This window comes from Brevibacterium aurantiacum (assembly GCF_003932995.1).
Taxonomy (GTDB): domain Bacteria; phylum Actinomycetota; class Actinomycetes; order Actinomycetales; family Brevibacteriaceae; genus Brevibacterium; species Brevibacterium aurantiacum.
On sequence record NZ_CP025333.1, the window covers coordinates 847,534 to 867,552 of the forward strand.

Below are 20,019 nucleotides of genomic sequence, written 5' to 3' on the forward strand. Positions count from 1 at the left end.
GCGACTCGTAGTGTGTTGGTATGGACGCGATACCCGTTCCGGAGGCTCCACCGGCGGATCATGATCTCATCGCCGAGATCGACCGCTTCGCTTCCATGCTGCGCGGCACCGCTACTGCGGTGACCGAGTCCGCTGCGCTCGCTCGCATCGGCGCCCTCGAGTCCCTTAAGGCAACGATCGCCTCCGTGCAGTCGACCGAGGCTGTGGCCTTCGAGGCGGCGCGCCGGCGTCGCGATGCGCTCAACCAGGTCCCGGACCGCGACTGCGGCACTCACGCCGCCGAGGAGATCGCCTTGGCGAAGAAAGTCTCACCGGGAACCGGCCGGAAGTTCCTCTCCACTTCGCGAGCAATCGTCGGCGAACTGCCCAACACCTTCAAGGCTCTGTCCTCGGGAGACATCTCCGAAGACAAAGCCCGCATCATGGTCGACGAGACCGCATGCCTGCCGACCGCCGACCGCCGCAAGGTCGACTCTCGAATGAAATCGAGCCTGGAGCCGTCCGGTCTGCGGAGTCTGCGGACCGAAGCGCGAGCCCTGGCAGAAGAGATGAACGACGAAGCAGCTGCCGAACGAGTGAAGAAGGCAACGGCCAATCGGCGTGTGACGATGACCCCGCTCGACGACGGGGTGGGACGCGTGTCTGCGATTCTGCCCATCCAGCAGGCAGTCGCGGTCTACGAAGGACTGCGAGAGGCAGCGGATTCCGTGCTGGCGGCCGGGACGGCGAAGGGGCGCAGGTACAGTCAGCTCATGGCCGACACCCTGGTCGAGCGACTCACCGGTCAGGCAGACGCCGAGGCGGTTCCGACCGAAGTCCACCTGGTCATCGAGGCGGAATCCCTGTTCTCCGATGGCATGGTTCCCGCATGGCTGCCCGGATTCGGCCCCCTGCCTGCCAAGACAGCCCGCAGCTTCATCGCCGCAAACGAGGCGGAGATCTTCATCCGCCGCATGTTCACCCAGGTCACCGACGGTCAGCTGGTGGGCATGGAATCACGCTCCCGGACCTTTACCGGACGGCTCAGGCAGATGGTCGTCTACCGTGATGACGTGTGCCGGACGCCGTGGTGCGATGCCAGGATCAAGCACGCCGACCACGCCGAGGGATATGCATCCGGGGGCGCGACCTCGTGGGAGAACGGCTCGGGACTGTGCGCAGCCTGCAACTATGCCAAGGAACACCCGGGGTGGACGCACGAAGCCACGGCCCAGGGCCTGAAGGTCACCACGCCGAGCGGCCTCGACTACGAAACGGCAACACCTCCGTTCGTCAGACGAATGAAATACCCGCGACCCGGTACTGCACCACCGGATGCGAACGCCGCCGACGATTGGCGGCTGCAGCTCGCCGGGCTCCTCGAACCGCAGAGAGACCCACCTGAGGCTGATTCTGATTCTGATTCCGATTCGGAATCGGGCGACGTCGACGGCCGTGAGATAGAGCTGCCGTACCTTCCGATCTCGGCATCGGAGGCCAGGAAGTTCGTGGACGCGAAGCCGGAAGAAGATCCTGTAGCGGAGCCGGCGGCCGAGCCCGAGTCGGCGCCTGCAGGGGAGAGCCTCGAGTGCGAGATCGCCGAGGTGGTCGATCCTCTGCTCATTCCGCCGACGGTAGGTGTTCGCTACCGTCCCCGGTCGCGTAGACCTGGCCGATCTCTGTCCTCCGGCCGACGGCGTGTGCCAGCGGCTTCGACGGGCAGCGCAGTCGAGGAAGGTCTGCGCGAGGGAATGCTCGACGCCGGGTGACGTGCTGAGACTGCAACAAATCCGACACGGCTGACACCACGATCTGCCTCAAGATTCTGAGTATGAACGTTGACGATGGCAGCTCTCATGGACCTTCCGACCGAACAAGGCACCTGCGCCGGATCGCGAGTCTCCTGCCGCTGGCCACTGTCGCCGCGTGGGTGATCACGATCTTCGTGCCCATCCTCGACAGCGGCAACAATGACGGGCCGAGGATCAGGATCACGTCGCTGGGGGAGGACCCGTTCGAACCGGCGACCGCTGTTCCAGGATTCTTCGCAGTCTGGCTGTTAGTGGTCGTCTTCTCGATCCTGCCTCTGCTCTTCGGGATCTCGCGTTGGTGGTCCGGTGCGGCGATGGTCATCGCCGCACTCCTCATCATCGTTCTCGTCTTCGCCGCGCTCAACCCGCCGTCTCTGTTGTGGGACGGTCAGACTCCTGATGGGATGCCGACGGGTGGCATGGAAGTCGCGCTCCCTGACTTCGGCTTCTTCATAAGTTTGGTGGGAGCTTTGGCGCTTGGCGCAGCGGGGAGCGCCGGATGGTCTGCTGACAGATCTCGTCCGAGGCGACAGCCGTGAGTGCGCGCAAGACTGCAAAGAGTCGCCCACGCCAACGACCAGATGGGCGGAAGGCCCGAATCGTTGCGAGGCTGTTGCCGATTCTGGCGTTGTGCGCGTGGGTGGTCACGCTTTGGGTACCGGTCCTCGACAGCTCGCTCAACAGTCTGCACACCAAAGAGTCCACGAGGATCGTCGTCACCTCGTTGGGTGATGTTCCCCGCGACCTCAGCGACCTCGATCCCAAATTCGTCGTCATCTGGAGCTGCCTGCTCGCCTGTGTGATCTCGGCATGGCTCGTCGACCGTTTGCTGATGTGGGCCTGGGCCACGGTCTGTCTCGGCATCGCTGTCCTAGCGTCGCTGATCAACATGGTGGCCGAGCCTCCGTCGCTGATGTGGGACGGTCAGGACGAGAGCGGGAGGTGGATCGGCGGAATGGAAGTGGCCTCTCCCGCGGCGGGGGCTGCATTGTGGGCAATCGGGAGTATGGCTCTGATCGTTGCGGGGATCTGCGGCCTCATCGGTGAACGTCAGCAGTCGCCTGATCGTTTCCGCCAAGACGCCCACAGCCGGCTCGTCGCTCGCCAGCACCGAACTCTGGCCGACGGCGCTGCGCGGCTGCTGCCGCTGATGAGTTTGGCTTCGTGGATCGTGATGATCTGGGTGCCCATCATGGACAACCAGGCGACGGATGAAGAGGGTGTCACACTCACATCCTTGGGACTCAACACAACCGGCCTGGTCGATATGAGCCCCGGTGTCCTGTTTGCGTGGACTTTTGTCATCCTCAGCGCGGCAGTCGGGCTGAGCATGGATCCACCAACGTGGTGGTCAGCAATCGTCGTAGCGTTCGGCGTGAGCCTGTACTTTATGCTGTACGGAATCCTGGCGTATCCGCCGACCGTCCGGTGGAGAGGCGAAACGGCGTCCGGAGAATCGATCAGCGCCAACATCGTCGGCTTCCCGGCGGCGGGAGTGAGCTTTTGGGCGTTGGGGAGCATCACACTGATCGTCGCCGGCATCAGTGGACTCATCGCCCAACGACAACGCCGACGTCTCTTCAGGTGAGGCATTCACACACTGCTGAGACGTCGGCGTCAACGGAACCGACTCGTCACTAGAACAGACCAGTGACTAGAACCTACGAGTCACTGTTCGGAGACGAACACTCCGTCGAAGAAGCTGCCGATCTCGTCATGGGCATCCAAGGGGAAGATGCCCGAGACGTACTGATCGGGACGGACCACGACCACGGCACCGTCACGGCTGATGCCGCGCACGTCGAAGATGTCTTCATCGGGCAGCGTCGCGTAGATCTTCTCCACATACTCAAGGTCGAACTCGCCGACGTGCGGGCGGAAGACTGTCGGCACATCGGGGAAGGAGAACTCGGTGTGACCCTGTTGGTAGATGACGCTGAGCTCGAGGAGACTGTCGAGGTCCTCGCCTGCACGGCGGTACTTGACCAACGGCGAGGCCGGATCGGCATTGAGCCAGTCGGCCAGTTCGGCGACCTTTGACGAGGTGGCATCGGTTGGTGTCGGAGCATCGGCGAAGACATAGACGCGCCAGCGGCCGTCCGCTCGCGCCCGATGGCCGAGGTGGATGTAGTTGGCGTCGCAGTTGCGCTGAACCCTGGCCGACTTGAACCGTTTGCCCACGGGGAAGCCGGTGGCCAGCTCCTGGTGTGCGGTGGATGCAGTGATCATCGACTCGGTGTACTCAGTCATGAACCCGGCGGGGAACTCAGCTGTCTTGACGTAGAAGTCCTGCAGATAGGTCTCGTCCGGCAACTCCTCCTGCGGAGTGGCCATCAGCGTCGACCATTCCTTGTCGAAGTCGATGAGGTTCTTCGCCGTGACCTGCCGCTCTGCGGAGTAGGTCCGCAGCAGCTCCTGCGAGGATCGTCCGGACAGCACCTGACCGAGCTTCCACGAGATGTTGAACCCGTCCTGCATCGACACGTTCATGCCCTGACCGGCCTTCGCCGAGTGCGTGTGGCAGGCGTCGCCGGTGATGAACACGCGTGGGCATGGTGATCCGGGAGTGGTGTCATCGGTGTCGTCGAAGGCGTCGGTGAGGCGGTGCCCGACCTCGTAGACGCTGTGCCAGGCGACGTTCTTCACATCGATGCTGTAGGGCTTGATGATGGCATTCGCGCGATCGATGATCTCGTCGACGCTCGTCTGCCGCACCTTGCGTGCGTCGTCCTCCGGTACCTCGCCGAGGTCGACGTACATGCGGAACAGGTGCCCGCCCTCGCGGGGGATGTGAAGGATGTTGCCGTGTTTGGAGGAGATGGCACACTTGTTGCGGATATCGGGGAAGTCGGAGTTTGCGAGCACGTCCATGACGCCCCAGGCGTGATTGGCCTGGTCACCGGTCATCGTGCGACCGATCGACTTGCGCACGCCCGAACGGGCACCGTCGCAGCCGATGACATATCCGGCGCGGATGGTGCGTTCTTCGCCTGCGCGCGCTCCTGCGGTATAGCGGACGGTGACGCTGACTGGGTGCTTCGACGCAGAGTCCTCGTCGACCCTCAGATCGACGAACTCGATGCCGTAGTCGGGCTCGATGCGCCCGGGGGACTGCTTGGCGAACTGAGCGAAGTAGTCGAGGACACGAGCCTGGTTGACGATGAGGTGTGGGAACTCGCTGATTCCGGTCTCGTCATCCTTCGGCCGTCCCGTGCGGATGATGTGCTCGGGGTTCTCCGGGTCCGGGTTCCAGAAGGACATGTCGATGATGTGATAACCCTCGCGGATGATCTCCTCGGCGAATCCGAACGCCTGGAACGTCTCGACCGAGCGTGCCTGAATGCCATCGGCCTGTCCGATGACCAGGCGCGAGTCCCGCTTCTCGATGAGTCGGGTGTTCACCCCTGGGTACTGTGACAGCTGAGCTGCGGCGACCATCCCTGCCGGTCCGCTGCCGACGATGAGGACATCGACCTCATCGGGCAGATCAGCGGGACGATCGATTCCATAACCTGCTGCAGCTTCGATCCGCGGGTCTGCGGACACATAGCCGTGCTGGTGAAAATGCATGTCAACCTCCGGTTCATCACACGTCTTCGTGACTTCTCAATATTAGCAGTTCATATACGATCTAGTGTTACTCAGGTCATCATGACCGCACGCCTATGATCGGGCTCACAGACTGTTCTTCCTCGTGAGCGGGTCCGAGAGGGATGCCTGAACGGTCGCGCAGGGCCAGTGTGGCGGCCAACGAGACGAGGGTGACGAGCGCCAGGTAGATGGCCACCGAGGTGGTCGTGCCGGTGGCCGACACCAGGGCCTTCGCGATCGTCGGTGCGAAGGCACCGCCGAGGATCGACCCGATCGCGTAGGACACCGAAACCCCCGAGAAGCGCACGCTGGAGGGGAAGATCTCGGCATACATCGACGGCTGCTGCCCGTAGGTGAACCCGAGCCCGACAGTCAGAATGACGAGGCCGAGGAAGAGCATCCAGATGCTGCCGGTGTTGACCAGGGGGAAGAGGGAGAAGATGCCGATGAGCAGCAGCATCCAGCCCAGCAGGTAAGTATTCTTCCGCCCGATCTTGTCCGACACCGCACCGGCGACGATCGTGAAGATCAGCCATGACACCGCGGAGGCGGAGACCGCCCAGAGCACCGGACCGCGCTCGAGTCCGATCGGGCCGGCAGGGTCCGTGGCGTAGTTCTGGATGTAGCCGCCGGTGGTCATGTAGCCGGCGGCGTTGTTGCCCACGAAGACCAGCGAGGCCAGGATGACGAGGAGCCAGTGGCTCTTGAAGAGCTTGCCCAGCGGGTTGGCAACCTGCTCCTTGCGCTCGGCGATCTCGTGGAAGACGGGGGACTCCTCGACTCCGCGGCGAATCCAGTATCCGACCGCGACGAGCAGGATCGAGAGGAAGAACGGCACTCGCCAGCCCCACTCGAGGAAGGCGTCGCCGGGAGCGATCGCCGTCATCAGGGCGAGCACGCCGGAGGAGAGGATGAGGCCGATGGAGACGCCGATCTGCGGGAAGGATCCACGCAGTCCGCGGTGCTTGACCTCCGCGTGTTCGACGGCTAAGAGGACGGCTCCGCCCCATTCGCCGCCGGCCGAGATGCCCTGGATGATGCGCAGGAGGATGAGGAGGAGAGGTGCTGCGATTCCGATCGACTCGTAGGTCGGCAGGAAGCCGATCAGGGCTGTGGCTGCGCCCATTGCGATGAGGGTGATGATGAGGACGACTCGGCGCCCCAGCTTGTCGCCGTAGTGGCCGGCGAGGAAAGCGCCCAGGGGGCGAAACAGGAAGCTGATGCCCACGGTGGCGAAGGCGACCATGGTCGACAGCGTCGAACCCAGGGGGCCGAAGAAGAGCTGGTTGAAGATCAGCCCCGAGGCCGCCGCATAGAGGAAGTAGTCATACCACTCGATGCTGGTGCCGACGACGGTCGCGAATGCCACCCTGCCTTGGGTGTGCTGTTTACTCACTATGACTCCTGTGTCGCATTGAGACTGCTGCGTTAGTGCTGTCGTCACATGGGTCAGAGATCGCAGCGCAGGAACGCTGACGTGACCTCAATCATGTGACGCGGACTACTTGTTCTCCGGAACCGTATCATATACGATCTGGGTGAAAGCTAATCGAAATGAGGTGTGAGATCGATGTCGACTCCAGCTGGTCTTCCAGCCCGTCCGGGCAAGATCATTGCCGTCCATGTGGCCTACGAGTCGCGTTCTGCTCAGCGCGGCAAACGGCCGGCCCAGCCGTCCTACTTCCTCAAGGCCACCAGTTCCCTGGCCGCACCGGGAGATGCGATCGAGCGTCCGGCCGGAACCTCGCTGCTCGCCTTCGAAGGCGAGATCGCCATCGTCATCGGCACTGCGGCCCGCTGGGTCAGCGCCGACGAGGCCTGGTCATATGTCGAAGGCGTGACCGCATCCAACGACTTCGGCCTCTACGACATCAAGGCCCCCGACAAGGGGTCGAATCTGCGCTCGAAGAGCCGCGACGGCTACACGCCGATGGGTCCCAACATCATCCCCGCCGCCGAGGCGGACCCCCAGTCACTGCGCATCCGCACCTGGGTCAACGGCGAGGTCAAGCAGGACGACGGCACGAGTGCCGCGCAGCTGATCTTCCCCCTGACCCAGATCGTCGCCGATCTCAGCCAGCACATGACCCTAGAACCCGGTGATGTCATCCTCACCGGCACCCCCGCGGGATCGAGCGTCGTCGCTCCCGGGGACACGGTCGAGGTCGAGGTCAGCGCCACCTCGGCGAGCACCGGAGCAGAACTGAGCTCGGGTCGCCTCGTCACAAACGTCGTCGAGGGCGCGGGCGAATTCGATCCGAAGCTGGGCAGCACACCGGCCGTGACCGAAGCACTGCAGGCCGATGCCTGGGGATCGCGGGAGGAAGCCGGTCTGGCACCGGAGGAATCGGCCGCCAACCCGTTGAGTGAAGACCTGCGGGCCAAGCTCACCGAGGCTCCGACAGCTGGTCTCTCCGCGCAGCTGCGCGGGCGCGGACTCAACAACATCGTCATCGAAGGCGTCTCACCCCTCGTGCCCGGCTCGAAGGTCGTCGGCACGGCGAAGACACTGCGCTTCGTGCCCAACCGTGAGGACCTGTTCAAGTCCCACGGCGGCGGGTACAACGCCCAGAAGCGGGCATTCGACACCCTGCGCTCCGGTGAGGTCGTCGTCATCGAAGCACGCGGCGAAGCCGGTTCGGGAACGCTGGGCGACGTGCTCGCACTGCGGGCCAAGTCCCAGGGCGCGACCGGCGTCATCACTGATGGGGGAGTCCGCGACTCCGCCGAGGTGGCCGGCATCCTTCCCGTGTTCGCGACGGCGAAGAACCCTGCCGTACTCGGCCGCAAGCATGTCCCATGGGAATCAGACGTGGCCGTGGCCTGCGGAAACGCGACTGTTCTGCCCGGTGACGTGATCGTCGGAGATGACGATGGAGTCATCGTCATCCCACGTGACCTCGTCGAGGAAGTCGTCGACGCGGCGCTGGCCAAGGAGATCGAAGACGGCTGGGTGGCCGAACAGGTCGCTGCCGGCAACCCGATCGAGTCGCTGTTCCCACCAAAGGGCGAATGGAAAGAGAAGTTCGAAGCCTGGAAAGCCGCGCGATGACCTCGGCTGGAACAGTTGACGCACCGATGGAGCCGAATTCGCTGAGCAAGGCGGAGACGGCTTACCGCTGGATCCGAAAGTGCATCGCGGATCAGACCTTCGAGCCCGGACACAAACTGGTGTTGGCTCAGATCGCGCTCGAGCTCGACACCTCAGTCGTCCCGGTCAGGGAGGCCATCCGTCGCCTCGAAGCAGACGGGCTCGTGACCTTCGAACGCAATGTCGGGGCCCGCGTGGCCATGGTCGACCAGAGCTCCTACGCGCAGTCGATGGAGGCCGTGGCGATCCTCGAGGGAGCCGCGACCGCGCAGGCTCTTGAATTCCTGGGAGAGCATGACCTCGCCGAGGCGGATGAGATCAATGAGCGCATGCGTGACCTGCTCACCGACTTCGACCCCACCGAGTTCACCCGGCTCAACCACGAATTCCACGCGGCACTGTTCCGCCGGTGCCCGAACGAACGACTGCACTCCTTGGTCGCCGTCGAATGGGACCGACTGGCTCACCTGCGCAACTCGACCTTCTCCTTCGTGCCCGAACGGGCACGCGGATCGGTCGACGAGCACGCCAGGATCGTCGCACTCATCCGAGCCCGCGCCTCGGCGGAGGAGATCGAACGGGTCGTGAGGAATCACCGCTCAACGACGCTGGCCAGCTACCAAGAAGCCCAAGCCAAAACCACCGAGACCCCTGCAAGCACAGGAAACATCGACAGAGAAGAGGACAAGTCATGACCGAGTCCACTGCAGCTCCAGCGAACCTGCCGGAGAAGATCCGTCACTACATCAACGGCGAATTCGTCGATTCGATCGACGGTGAGGAGTTCGACGTCATCAACCCGGTGACCAACGAGCCCTACATCAAGGCCGCCTCGGGTAAGAAGGCCGACATCGACGCCGCCGTCGCCTCGGCGAAGCAGGCCTTCGACGAAGGCCCATGGCCCACGATGCTCCCACGTGAACGTGCCCGCGTGCTCAACAAGATCGCCGACATCGCCGAAACCCGCAGCCAGGAACTGGCCGAGATGGAGTCCTTCGACTCCGGTCTGCCGATCACCCAGGCGAAGGGCCAGGCCAACCGTGCCGCGGAGAACTTCCGCTTCTTCGCCGACCTCATCGTCGCCCAGGTCGATGACGCGTTCAAGGTTCCCGGTCGCCAGGCCAACTACGTCAACCGCAAGCCCATCGGCGTCGCCGGACTCATCACCCCGTGGAACACCCCGTTCATGCTCGAATCGTGGAAGCTGGCTCCGGCGATCGCGACCGGCAACGCCGTCGTGCTCAAACCTGCCGAGTTCACCCCGCTCTCAGCGTCACTGTGGCCGGGCATCTTCGAAGAGGCCGGACTGCCCAAGGGCGTGTTCAACATGGTCAACGGCTACGGCGAGGAGGGCTTCGCCGGAGACTCCCTGGTCAAGCACCCCGACGTCCCGCTGATCTCCTTCACCGGTGAGTCGACGACCGGTCAGACGATCTTCGCCAACGCCGCACCCTGGCTCAAGGGCCTGTCGATGGAGCTCGGCGGCAAGTCACCTGCCGTCGTCTTCGCCGATGCCGACCTCGACGCGGCGATCAACGCCACGGTCTTCGGCGTCTTCTCCCTCAACGGCGAACGCTGCACCGCCGGTTCGCGCATCCTCGTCGAAGAGTCCGTCTACGACGAGTTCGTCGAACGCTACGCCGCTCAGGCCAAGCGCGTGAAGGTGGGTCTGCCTTCGGATCCCAGCACCGAGGTGGCCGCACTGGTTCACCCCGAGCACTACGAGAAGGTCATGTCCTACGTCGAAATCGGCAAGGAAGAGGCTCGCCTCGTCGCTGGCGGCGGCCGCCCCGAAGGCTTCGACACCGGCAACTTCGTGGAACCGACCGTCTTCGCCGACGTCGCACCGGATGCGCGGATCTTCCAGGAGGAGATCTTCGGCCCCGTCGTCGCGATCACACCCTTCAAATCAGACGAAGAGGCGCTGCAGCTGGCCAACAACACGAAGTACGGTCTGGCCGCCTACATCTGGACCTCAGACCTCAAGCGGGCGCACAACTTCTCGCAGGCCGTCGAATCCGGAATGGTGTGGCTGAACTCGAACAACGTCCGTGACCTGCGCACTCCCTTCGGCGGTGTCAAGGCATCGGGCCTCGGTCACGAGGGCGGCTACCGGTCGATCGACTTTTACACGGAGCAGCAGTCCGTGCACATCAACCTCGGCGAGGTCCACAACCCAGTCTTCGGGAAGCAGTGAGAGGAAAACACATGTCCCAAACAATCCCAGTCCCATCAGTTCCAGCCCCGGACATTCTGCGGTGCGCCTACATGGAGCTCGTCGTCACCGATCTGAAGAAGTCGCGCGACTTCTACGTTGATGTGCTCGACCTCCAGGTCACGGAGGAAGACGAGAACACCGTCTACCTGCGGTCGATGGAGGAGTTCATCCACCACAACCTGATCCTCCGCCAGGGCCCGGTTGCCGCGGTGGCCGCATTCTCCTACCGCGTGCGCAGCCCTGAAGACGTCGACGCCGCCGAGGCGTACTACCGTGAGCTCGGCTGCCCGGTGGTGCGGAAGAAGGAGGGATTCGTCGCCGGCATCGGTGATTCGGTGCGCGTCCAGGATCCCCTCGGCTTCCCCTATGAGTTCTTCTACGAGGTTGACCATGTCGAACGTCTGGCCTGGCGCTACGACCTCTACTCCCCGGGCGCGCTTGTGCGCATCGACCACTTCAACCAGGTCACCCCGGACGTGCCGAAGGCCGTGAACTACATGGAGAACCTGGGCTTCCGCGTCACCGAGGACATCCAGGACGACGAAGGCACCGTCTACGCGGCGTGGATGCGCCGCAAGCCCACCGTGCATGACACGGCGATGACCGGTGGCGACGGACCACGCATGCACCACGTCGCCTTCGCCACGCACGAGAAGCACAACATCCTCGCCATCTGCGACAAGCTCGGTGCGCTGCGCCTCTCCGACGCGATCGAACGCGGACCGGGCCGCCACGGTGTCTCGAACGCCTTCTACCTCTATCTGCGCGACCCCGACGGTCACCGGATCGAGATCTACACGCAGGACTACTACACCGGCGACCCCGACAACCCACGCGTGACCTGGGATGTCCACGACAACCAGCGTCGTGACTGGTGGGGCAACCCGGTCGTTCCGTCCTGGTACACCGACGCTTCCACGGTCCTCGACCTCGAGGGCAACCCGGTGTCGCTGACGCAGCGCACCGACGACTCCGAAATGGACGTCACGATCGGCGCCGACGGGTTCTCCTACACTCGCCGTGAGGACGCCGAAAGCGACTTCGGGGCACATTCGGGTGCTGACGACGGAGAAGACGAGTTCAAACTGGGCCACCAGCTCTGAGGAGACGTGCACATGCTCGATGAGACAACGATCGCGGCCATCGCCGACGATCTGGCGAATGCGGAGAAGAACCGGTCGAAGATCGGTCTGCTCACCGCTAAGTACCCCGATATGACCGTCGAGGACTCCTACGCGGTGCAGAACGAATGGCGGCGCCGAGGTGAGGCATCGGGTCGCAGGCTGATCGGTCATAAGATCGGCCTGACCTCGAAGCCGATGCAGCAGGCGACGGGGATCAGCGAGCCCGACTACGGGGCGATCTTCGCCGATCAGGTCTATGACACCGGTTCGGTCATCGACCACTCGCAGTATTCGGGCGTGCGCGTCGAGGTCGAACTCGCCTTCGTGCTCAAGGACGAGCTGCGCGGGCCCGACATCAGCCTCATCGACGTCCTGCGCGCCACCGAGTACGTGGTGCCGGCACTCGAGGTGCTGTCCTCACGGATTGAGATGGAGGGCCGCACCATCGTCGATACGATCTCGGACAACGCTGCGCTGGGGGCCATGGTCCTCGGTGGCAATCCGGTGGTCGTCGACGCGGTTGATCTGCGCCGGGTCGGCGCACTGCTGTACCGCAATGAGTCGGTGGAGGACTCCGGCCTCGCCGCCGCCGTCCTCGATCACCCGGCCCGCGGCATCGTGTGGCTGGCGAACAAACTGGCCGAACACGGCGATGTCCTCCAGGCAGGCGAAACCGTTCTGGCTGGGTCCTTCACCCGCCCCATGTGGGTCAGCCCGGGCGATACAGTCCACGCCGACTACGGAGATTTGGGAGTCATCACATGTCGTTTCGAATAGAACTGCCGCAGACCTTCACCCAGCGCGTGACCGAGCTGGGTGACGGAGAATATCTGGCCGGAATGTGGGTCTGCTCCGGCTCGCCCGTGGCCGCGGAGATCGCCGCGGCCTCGGGGATGCAGTGGGTGCTCATCGACGCCGAGCATTCGCCCATCGACCTGCAGATCACGACCAGCCTGCTCCAGGCGATGAACGGATACCCCGCGACCCCTGTCGTGCGGGTGCCCGTCAACGACCAGGTGCTCATCAAGCAGTACCTCGACCTCGGCGCGCAGAACCTGCTCGTGCCGATGATCGATACCCCTGCCGACGCCGAGGCGGCCGTGCGTTCCGTCTACTACCCACCGCGCGGTGTGCGCGGGGTGGGATCGGCCCTGGCACGGGCCTCCCGGTGGAACGCAGTGCCGAACTACCTGGCTCGGGCCGAAGAATTTGTGTCTCTGACCGTGCAGATCGAGTCGGCCACCGCAGTCGACAATGCAGCGGAGATCGCTGCGGTCGACGGTGTCGACGCGGTCTTCGTCGGGCCCTCCGACCTGGCGGCATCGATGGGTCTCCTCGGGCAGCAGACGCACCCGGACGTCACCGATGCGGTGCTGCGGACCTTCGACGCGGTCAAGGCTGCCGGCAAGCTCGTCGGCGTCAATGCCTTCGACCCGGACCAGGCCCGGAAGTACCTCGACGCAGGTGCCTCGTTCGTCCTCGTCGGTGCCGACGTCGGCCTGATGATGAACGGTGCCCGCGCCTGGGCGAAGACGTGGGTGCAGGACTGATCGACGGCTGAGCTGCTGCTTAACAGCACGGCGCTGGCACCTACTTAATACGGTGCCAGCGCCGTTTTGCATCTGCATGAGCTTGCTCGAGCAGGCTGACGATAACTGCCAGTGAGTCCCGACTCGGGGTGACGACGGCGATCCACCCCTGTGCCCGATACACCGGATGCGGAATCACCGTATCGGTGGCAGCGAAGTCCCAGACGCTGCCGGAAGCAGTGCCGGTGCCCGAAACGTCGCGGCTCAGGCGCGGCTCCTCACCGGTGAGTGAGACGAATCGGTGCCGGCCGACATGGATGTTCAGACGCCAGCGACCCGCCCGATCCAGTTCGGAGAGCGCATCGTCCGGGTAGTCCTTCGTAACAAAGGTGGCGAAGGGCTGGCCTTGTTGGGGAGTCTGGCCATCTGGGGCGTAGTAGAAGAAGTGGTCACCCCAAGCGATCTCTGGAAACGGACCGCCCTCCTCTGGATCCAACTCCAACACACCTTCGAATGCTCGGACTCTCCCAAGATAGTCATGCATACTCATGCTTGAAGTATGAACCTGAAGTGCTTATGTCGGGTTAGTGGTCCTTCGGGCAGGTGATTGAGAGCGAGAGACGATGAGAACCTCGAAGTTGGCGGAGACCAGCGGGTATTCCGTGCAGCAGATCCGTCAGTTGGAAAGCCTCAGAGTGATTCCCGCCGCCACACGGCTGCCCAACGGATATCGGTGCTTCTCGTCACTTCACCTCAGTGCGCTTCTCGCCTACCGTGAGCTTGCCAGTGCAGTGGGACCGGTGCTTGCTCGAGATGTGATGTCCAAGGTCCAGCATCTGCCTCTCATCGAGTCAGCGGCACTCATCAGCGGACTCGGGTATTCCCTCGAAGAAGAACGCAGACAGGTAGTCGCAGCTAAGACGGTATTGACCTCGATTCGCAAAGAGACTGAGACCGAGATCGCCGTTGCGGAACGAGGATCGTCTGCACGCGAGTCGATGACCATCACCGAGCTCTCGCAGGCCCTCGGCGTGCCGCCTTCGACCCTGCGGTTCTGGGAGAAGGAGGGGCTGGTGAGTCCCGATCGAGTGGAAGCTCGATCCCAGACTGCCCGGGTCTATCGGGCAACGGCCATACGGGACGCCAGGATCACAGCGGCGCTGCGGGCAGGCGGTTATCGGATACCCGAGGTCGTGGAAGCGATCGGGGCACTGCACGACCTCGGTGATGCGAGCCGATCTCTGGCGGCTCTTGACGAACGGCTGGAGGCGGTGGCCCGGCGGACGCTGGCCCTGTTCCGGGCCGGAAGCGTCCTGGCCGACTTGGTCGACCTGGGCCACCGCTGATCCTTTTCAGTTGCTGACTCTCCTCACTCTCCGTTTCGACGGCTGCCGGTGATGATCAGAGCCGTGGCTCCGAGGCCGATGAGGAAGATTCCGGCTCCGATGAGCATTCCGTTGCCCGTGGTTCCTGTCCGCGGCAGCTGGGCCGGTGGCGCAGGGGCCGCAGGTGTGTCAGCGACCGGTTCGACCGGGGGCTCTGGTGCCTCCGGTGGTGCTGGCGGCGCTGGCGGCGTGGTGGGCTCTTCAGGTGGGGTCGAGGGCTGCTCCGGTGGCGTCGGTTCTGGCGGTGCCGGGGGAGTGGAAGGTTCCTCGGGTGGCCTGTGCACGGTTTCGGCGGGAATACCCCATTCGCTCGTCCACGTCAGGTGATCGTCATTGCCCTGGATCGTGGTCACATAGGTGACCCAGCCGACGGGCATGTCGATGGTCTCTGAAGTCACTGTCGCGGTGCCGTTCTCGTCCCCGATGACGGTGATGTCCTGGGAGTGGATCTCTTCCCCGCTGATGTCCTTCGACTGTTCGGGTTCGGACTCCGTGTGATAGGCCGTCATCGTGATCACTGCCTCACCACCCGGGCGCAGACCGTTGACCGTGACTTCGTCGTGGACGGAGGTGACATCGAGGACTGCCTCCGTCTCGGCGCTGGGAGCCCACGGGACAAAGCCGGTTTCTCGAGGCTGACCGTGACGGCCCTTCCATTCCTTCGTGGACTTGTCGCCGGCAATCGTTTCGGTGAAGTACATCCACCCGTGAAAGTCCTCAGGGACTGTGATCGCTTCTGAATGGTGCGTACCGTTGCCGACGTTCTCCGAGGTCACCTCGGCGATCACCTCGGCGTCGTCGTTCTTCTTCCCGAGCTCGGGTGTCGAGCCCGTCTGCCACAGCTCGTGCTCGACGGTGACCGTGTGGTCACCGACTAAGCCGGAGACCGTGAACGTGTCCGTGATGGAATCGCCGGGCTCGGGAGTCTGATCGGAGATTTCGGTGGACACACGAGGCTGAGAGACCAGATCGATCTTCGCCTTGGCAGAGACCTCGACTGGTTCGTCCGGAGTGATCACTCGCTGCACCCGCTTGGTCTTCTGGGGCTCATAGAGCAGGACGGTCTCTGGTGCGAGGCTGGCCGAAGCCTTGGCTGTGACAGTGCCGGGTGCCTCAGGCTTGAGAACGGTGACGACAGGTTCGGCCTCGCTGTTCAGGCTTGTCGGTGCGTCCGTGGATCCGCTGACGTCGAGCTTGATGGGAACGCCGGGCACCGCGTTGCCGGAGGCGCTGGTCAGGGACACCGAGAGCGAGAGGTCACCAGTTGTGGGGAGCTGGGCCTTCTTATTCTCATCCTTGTCGTCGTCGACTCGTGCGAAATCACCGTCGCCGGGGGCATCCTTGCCGTACGGCTCGAGCACCGGCATGTCCAGGACTGGGGTCAGGGTGACGTCGAGGGTATACGGGCCCGCGAGCTTCTTCGACTCGGCGCTGATCTTCGAGAACTGCTTCGCTGCCCCCTTGAACTTCTTCCCCAGATCACCTGGCTTCTGCGGCGGTACCTTGTGATCGTGTGGGATCGTCTCATCCAGTCGCGCCAGCGCACTCAAGGCGGCTTGCACATCGGCCGATTTGGACCCGGAGTACTCGTGCAGCGCCCATGCCGTCTGCGCCGTGGTGATCTTCTCCGGTTTTGCACCCGTGAAGTATTTGGGCAGGGGCGACTGTTTGCCGGCATCGATGCAGTACGCCTGCGTGCCCTTGAACGTTCGGTAGGAGCCGTACCAGGTCTTGCCCTGCGGCGCGTGATGCCAGATGCCGGGACCATAGGCCTCGCTGGCCTTGAGCATCGGCACTTCGCCGAGCGAGGCGGGCGGCCCCTGAGCCATGGCCGGCCCGAATCCGATGAGTGAGGCCAGAGCCAGGACCATGAAGAGGAGAGCTGAGCGGAGTGTGAAGCGTCTGCGAGTAGTCATACCCTGATTCCACGGCGAGGGGGTCGAGCCTGACCAGGGCAGAAAATCTGCCTGTGAATTCACCCCGGCCCGTCCACAGGGAAACGAACATCAGTCGATGTCGACTGCAGTGTGGCTGTGGACAGACAGTCGAGTCAGCTGGTTTGCATCGTCCCAGTTCACGGCAGGTATCGTTGTGATCGATCGGGTGCCGACCGATGTTCTCGCTGATGTCCCTCGCCGAGGTGGTCCTGCGAGTGGTGATTCGTCCACAGGGCGGCGAACGTGAGTCGGCCGTCGAAAGTCAGAGACTGTTGCGGTACGGCAACACCATTCTGGGTCTGGCGTCAGCATTGGACCGTAAACTTGGCACAGCGGTGTACTCCACACGAAGAAGGACGATATATGTCGGATCAGGCGGGCCCCGGAAGCGGCCCCGACTCGCAGCAGAACGCGCACTCGGGCAATCCCATGCCTCCGCGCGCGCAACCGCCTCGGGTCGCCGACCCCCGGAACCCTGCTGTTTCGCCTCAGCAGGGAATGCCGCCCCAAGGGCCCCCGACGCAGCAGGGGCAGATGCCGCCACAGGGGCAGGGGCAGATGCCGCAGCAGCGTCCTCCCATGCAGCAGGGACCCCCGATGCAGCAGCGTCCACCGCAGCAGGGTCCTCCAATGCAGGGTCCTCCGCCGCAACAGGGCCCGCCGCCACAGCGCCCGAACAACGACCGATTTCGGCCTCGTCCGCAGCAGCCTGGTCCAGGGACACAGGGGCCCGGACCCGGAACACAGGGCCCCGGACCGCAGCAGCAGCCTCGGCAGATTCCTCAGCCGGGGATGAACCCTGCCTCCCGAGGCCAGGGCAACCCCCACCTCGGCGGCCCAGTGAATCAGCCACCGATGAGCCAGCCACCGATGCACGGCCAGCCGCCGATGCAGCGACGCGTCTACGAGCAGGCGCGGTTCGCGCCGACCGTGACTCAGGAGATGCGCGTCCGGGCACATATGCAGGCGCCTCAGCAGGTGGTCTCGGAGACTCCGTGGACCGGGGCTGTGCGCCAATCTCAGCCGGAGGAAGAGCCCGGGTCGACCGCCAACATCATCCGTCTGGTCATCGCCATCCTCGCGGTGGTCGGCCTGTTCGTCGGTCTCTTGATCCTTGCCCTCATCGGGGGACTGAGCTTCGGCGTCAGGCTCTTCGCCTTGGTCGCGCTCTCGGCGCTTCCACTGATCGGAATCATCGCCTACGTGCTCTGGCTCGATCGCTGGAAGCCCCAGCCGAAGATCATCCTCGGCCTGTGCCTCCTCTGGGGTGCCGTCGCTGCCGTCATCCTCACACTCGTGTTCTCCGTCGTCGGCAAGGTCGCACTCTTATTCGCGGGTGTCGGTGCTCTGCCCGATGCCTACGGTGCCGTCGTCGAGGCTCCGGTCGTGGAGGAGACGACGAAGACTGTGCTGCTCGTCGTCATCGTTCTCGCCGCTCGCCGCCACTTCGAAGGCCCTCTCGACGGACTCGTCTACGGTGCCCTCATCGGCGCGGGCTTCGCCTTCACCGAAAACGTCCTCTACCTCGGCGGAGCCTGGGAACAGAGCGGCGAGAATCTTCTGCAGACATTCGTCATGCGTTGCGTACTCTCACCACTGCTGCACACGACGTTCTCCACCTGTGCTGGCGTGACGATCGGCTTCGCCGCCCGCAAGTGGCAGTGGTGGGCGATCATCCTGATGTGGCTTCCCGGTCTGTTGGTCGGAATGCTTCTGCACGCGTTGTGGAACGGCACCATGACCGCGCTCAGCCATTTCCCTGCGATCGTGTCGATCGTCGGTCTCATCATCCTCAGCACCATTCTCACGACCTTGTGGATTGTCCTCGGGCTGCTCCTGCGCAGCAGCGAACGCCTGCACACGCAGAACATGCTCGGTGACTACGCGAACACAGGATGGCTCACCCATTCCGAGGTCGACATGCTGGCCACGTGGAAGGGTCGTAAGTTCGGCAAGCGCTGGGCCGACAGCTTCCCCGGCGGCAAGGAGGAGATGCGCACCATGATCCGTACGTCTGGAGATCTCTCGACGACTCGGATGCGACTTCTGGCCGGAGTCGGCGGCCAGAAGGAACGCGATATCGAGAGCTTTCAGCTGAAGAAGTTCTCCTCCGCCCGCGATCGTCTTCTCGCCGCCTCGAGAAGCGTGGTCCGCTGACTCCCGTGGCACTCGTCGACGTCATCATCATCGTCCTGGGGATCGCTGCGCTCTTCTCCGGGTTCCGCCAGGGGTTCATCATCGGCCTCGGCACAGCCGCCGGCTTCGTGGTCGGCTGGATCGTCGGTCGGCTGCTCTCGCCGCTGGTCGAGAGCCTGAGCGAAGGCACCCAGGCCATGGAGAACCCGGGCGTCGTCATTCTTCTCGCATCGATGCCGCTCGTTCTCAGCGTCCTGTTCGCCTTCTCCGGCAACGGGGTCGGCGCGTGGATCAAACGATCCATGGACTCAGAACTCGGGCAGGGCATCGACTCGATCGGCGGCACGGTCACCGCCGGCGTTGTCTATGTCCTCGTCATCTGGCTGGCGGCAGGTTTCATCCGCACCACTCCGTGGGTCGAACCGAACCGGTGGGTTGCCGACTCATCGGTCATCGCAGCCTTCGACCAGACGATCCCGTACTCTTCACAGAACGCGCTGGGCGATATCTCCAAGGGTCTCAAAGCCACAGGGTTCCCGCAGGTCTTCGCCGGTCAGGCGGAACAGATCCGTGGAGTCGGCGAACCCGACTCCGCGATGGTCGACGTCGGCCGCGGCGTCGAGGAATCGGTCGTCAAGATCACGACCGCCGCGACTACCTGCCCGGCAGGATCCGAAGGTTCAGGATTCGTCTACAGCGACGGGCTCATCGCCACCAATGCTCACGTCGTGGCCGGTTCGACTGAGCTCGCCGTCCAAGTCGGCGGCAAGGGCCGGCCCTACTCCGCCGAGGTGGTGGAATTCGATCCCGAAGCCGACGTGGCCGTCCTGCGGGTTCCAGACCTCGACGCTCCGGCCCTGGACTTCGGCAATGCGCTGGGACCAGGAGATGACTCCGTGGTCGCCGGCTTCCCGCAGAATGGGCCCTACACGATTTCTCCCTCGCGAGTGCGCGAGAAGATCGACGCCCGCGGCCTCGACATCTACGATTCGAATTCCGTGGTGCGCGAGGTGTATTCGGTCCGCGGCATCGTTCGCGAAGGAAACTCGGGCGGTCCGCTGCTTGATGACAATGGAGACGTCGTCGGGATGGTCTTCGCCCGGTCCGCCACCGATGACGAGACCGGATATGCCCTCACCCGCGCGGAGATCAGCGATGAACTGCAGGCGGGTGCCCAGAGCCAAACCCCGCAGCCGACGGGCCAGTGCACCGGTTGAG

At 63.9% G+C, this 20,019-nt stretch carries 16 protein-coding genes; 12 read left to right on the forward strand and 4 right to left on the reverse strand.

Going from position 1 to position 20,019, the window contains the following annotated elements; translation table 11 throughout:
• Nucleotides 1-20 precede the first annotated feature (20 nt).
• From CXR25_RS03845 to CXR25_RS03855, 3 genes are all read left to right on the forward strand, one after another.
• Nucleotides 21-1,748 (forward strand): HNH endonuclease, encoded by a 1,728-nt coding sequence (locus tag CXR25_RS03845; protein WP_125177969.1) that lies wholly within the window; start codon nt 21-23, stop codon nt 1,746-1,748.
• Between the two features lie 62 nt (nt 1,749-1,810).
• The gene (locus tag CXR25_RS03850; RefSeq protein ID WP_114384538.1) at nt 1,811-2,329 is read left to right on the forward strand and encodes a hypothetical protein; all 519 of its coding nucleotides are present in this window, start codon (nt 1,811-1,813) and stop codon (nt 2,327-2,329) included.
• 101 nt (nt 2,330-2,430) lie between these two features.
• Nucleotides 2,431-3,378 carry a hypothetical protein gene (locus tag CXR25_RS03855; RefSeq protein ID WP_125177970.1) on the forward strand — a complete coding sequence of 316 codons (948 nt, stop codon included), beginning with the start codon at nt 2,431-2,433 and terminating at the stop codon, nt 3,376-3,378.
• An 80-nt stretch (nt 3,379-3,458) separates the two neighbouring features.
• On the opposite strand, the gene CXR25_RS03860 is transcribed toward CXR25_RS03855, so the two are convergent.
• Both CXR25_RS03860 and CXR25_RS03865 read right to left on the reverse strand, forming a co-directional pair.
• Entirely contained in the window at nt 3,459-5,360 is a 1,902-nt protein-coding gene (locus tag CXR25_RS03860) for an FAD-binding monooxygenase (protein WP_114384540.1), read from the reverse strand.
• Between the two features lie 79 nt (nt 5,361-5,439).
• Nucleotides 5,440-6,777 (reverse strand): MFS transporter, encoded by a 1,338-nt coding sequence (locus CXR25_RS03865; RefSeq protein WP_240513760.1) that lies wholly within the window; start codon nt 6,775-6,777, stop codon nt 5,440-5,442.
• A gap of 174 nt (nt 6,778-6,951) precedes the next feature.
• Between CXR25_RS03865 and CXR25_RS03870 the strand changes: the two genes are divergently transcribed.
• Genes CXR25_RS03870 through CXR25_RS03895 form a run of 6 tightly spaced genes read left to right on the forward strand, consistent with a single transcriptional unit; the run spans nt 6,952 to nt 13,364 of the window.
• Nucleotides 6,952-8,433: a fumarylacetoacetate hydrolase family protein gene (locus CXR25_RS03870; RefSeq protein WP_114384541.1), complete on the forward strand. Its 1,482-nt coding sequence runs from the start codon at nt 6,952-6,954 to the stop codon at nt 8,431-8,433.
• Between the two features lie 26 nt (nt 8,434-8,459).
• Nucleotides 8,460-9,167, forward strand: a complete 708-nt coding sequence (locus CXR25_RS03875) for a GntR family transcriptional regulator (RefSeq protein WP_241212390.1) — start codon at nt 8,460-8,462, stop codon at nt 9,165-9,167.
• Nucleotides 9,164-10,669 carry a 5-carboxymethyl-2-hydroxymuconate semialdehyde dehydrogenase gene (gene hpaE, locus CXR25_RS03880; protein ID WP_009883955.1) on the forward strand — a complete coding sequence of 502 codons (1,506 nt, stop codon included), beginning with the start codon at nt 9,164-9,166 and terminating at the stop codon, nt 10,667-10,669. The genes CXR25_RS03875 and hpaE overlap by 4 nt, the downstream gene beginning before the upstream one ends.
• 11 nt (nt 10,670-10,680) lie before the next feature.
• Nucleotides 10,681-11,793, forward strand: a complete 1,113-nt coding sequence (gene hpaD / locus CXR25_RS03885) for a 3,4-dihydroxyphenylacetate 2,3-dioxygenase (RefSeq protein WP_096160306.1) — start codon at nt 10,681-10,683, stop codon at nt 11,791-11,793.
• A 12-nt stretch (nt 11,794-11,805) separates the two neighbouring features.
• On the forward strand, nt 11,806-12,591 hold the full coding sequence (locus CXR25_RS03890) for a fumarylacetoacetate hydrolase family protein (RefSeq protein WP_114384542.1): 786 nt from the start codon (nt 11,806-11,808) through the stop codon (nt 12,589-12,591).
• Entirely contained in the window at nt 12,576-13,364 is a 789-nt protein-coding gene (locus tag CXR25_RS03895; RefSeq protein WP_069599576.1) for an HpcH/HpaI aldolase family protein, read from the forward strand. The genes CXR25_RS03890 and CXR25_RS03895 overlap by 16 nt, the downstream gene beginning before the upstream one ends.
• Nucleotides 13,365-13,404: 40 nt before the next feature.
• Here CXR25_RS03895 and CXR25_RS03900 read toward each other — a convergent pair whose 3' ends face one another.
• Nucleotides 13,405-13,893 (reverse strand): DUF6194 family protein, encoded by a 489-nt coding sequence (locus tag CXR25_RS03900; protein WP_114384543.1) that lies wholly within the window; start codon nt 13,891-13,893, stop codon nt 13,405-13,407.
• A 73-nt stretch (nt 13,894-13,966) separates the two neighbouring features.
• Between CXR25_RS03900 and CXR25_RS03905 the strand changes: the two genes are divergently transcribed.
• Nucleotides 13,967-14,689, forward strand: a complete 723-nt coding sequence (locus CXR25_RS03905) for a TioE family transcriptional regulator (protein WP_114384544.1) — start codon at nt 13,967-13,969, stop codon at nt 14,687-14,689.
• Between the two features lie 23 nt (nt 14,690-14,712).
• Here the strand turns inward: CXR25_RS03905 and CXR25_RS03910 are convergent, their stop codons facing one another.
• The gene (locus tag CXR25_RS03910) at nt 14,713-16,644 is read right to left on the reverse strand and encodes a hypothetical protein (RefSeq protein ID WP_114384545.1); all 1,932 of its coding nucleotides are present in this window, start codon (nt 16,642-16,644) and stop codon (nt 14,713-14,715) included.
• 876 nt (nt 16,645-17,520) lie between these two features.
• On the opposite strand from CXR25_RS03910, the gene CXR25_RS03915 reads away from it, so the two are divergent.
• On the forward strand, nt 17,521-18,822 hold the full coding sequence (locus CXR25_RS03915; protein WP_240516275.1) for a PrsW family intramembrane metalloprotease: 1,302 nt from the start codon (nt 17,521-17,523) through the stop codon (nt 18,820-18,822).
• 5 nt (nt 18,823-18,827) lie between these two features.
• A complete protein-coding gene (locus CXR25_RS03920; protein WP_009883963.1) occupies nt 18,828-20,018 on the forward strand; it encodes a MarP family serine protease in 1,191 nt (396 codons plus the stop codon).
• The last annotated feature ends 1 nt before the right edge of the window (nt 20,019 follow it).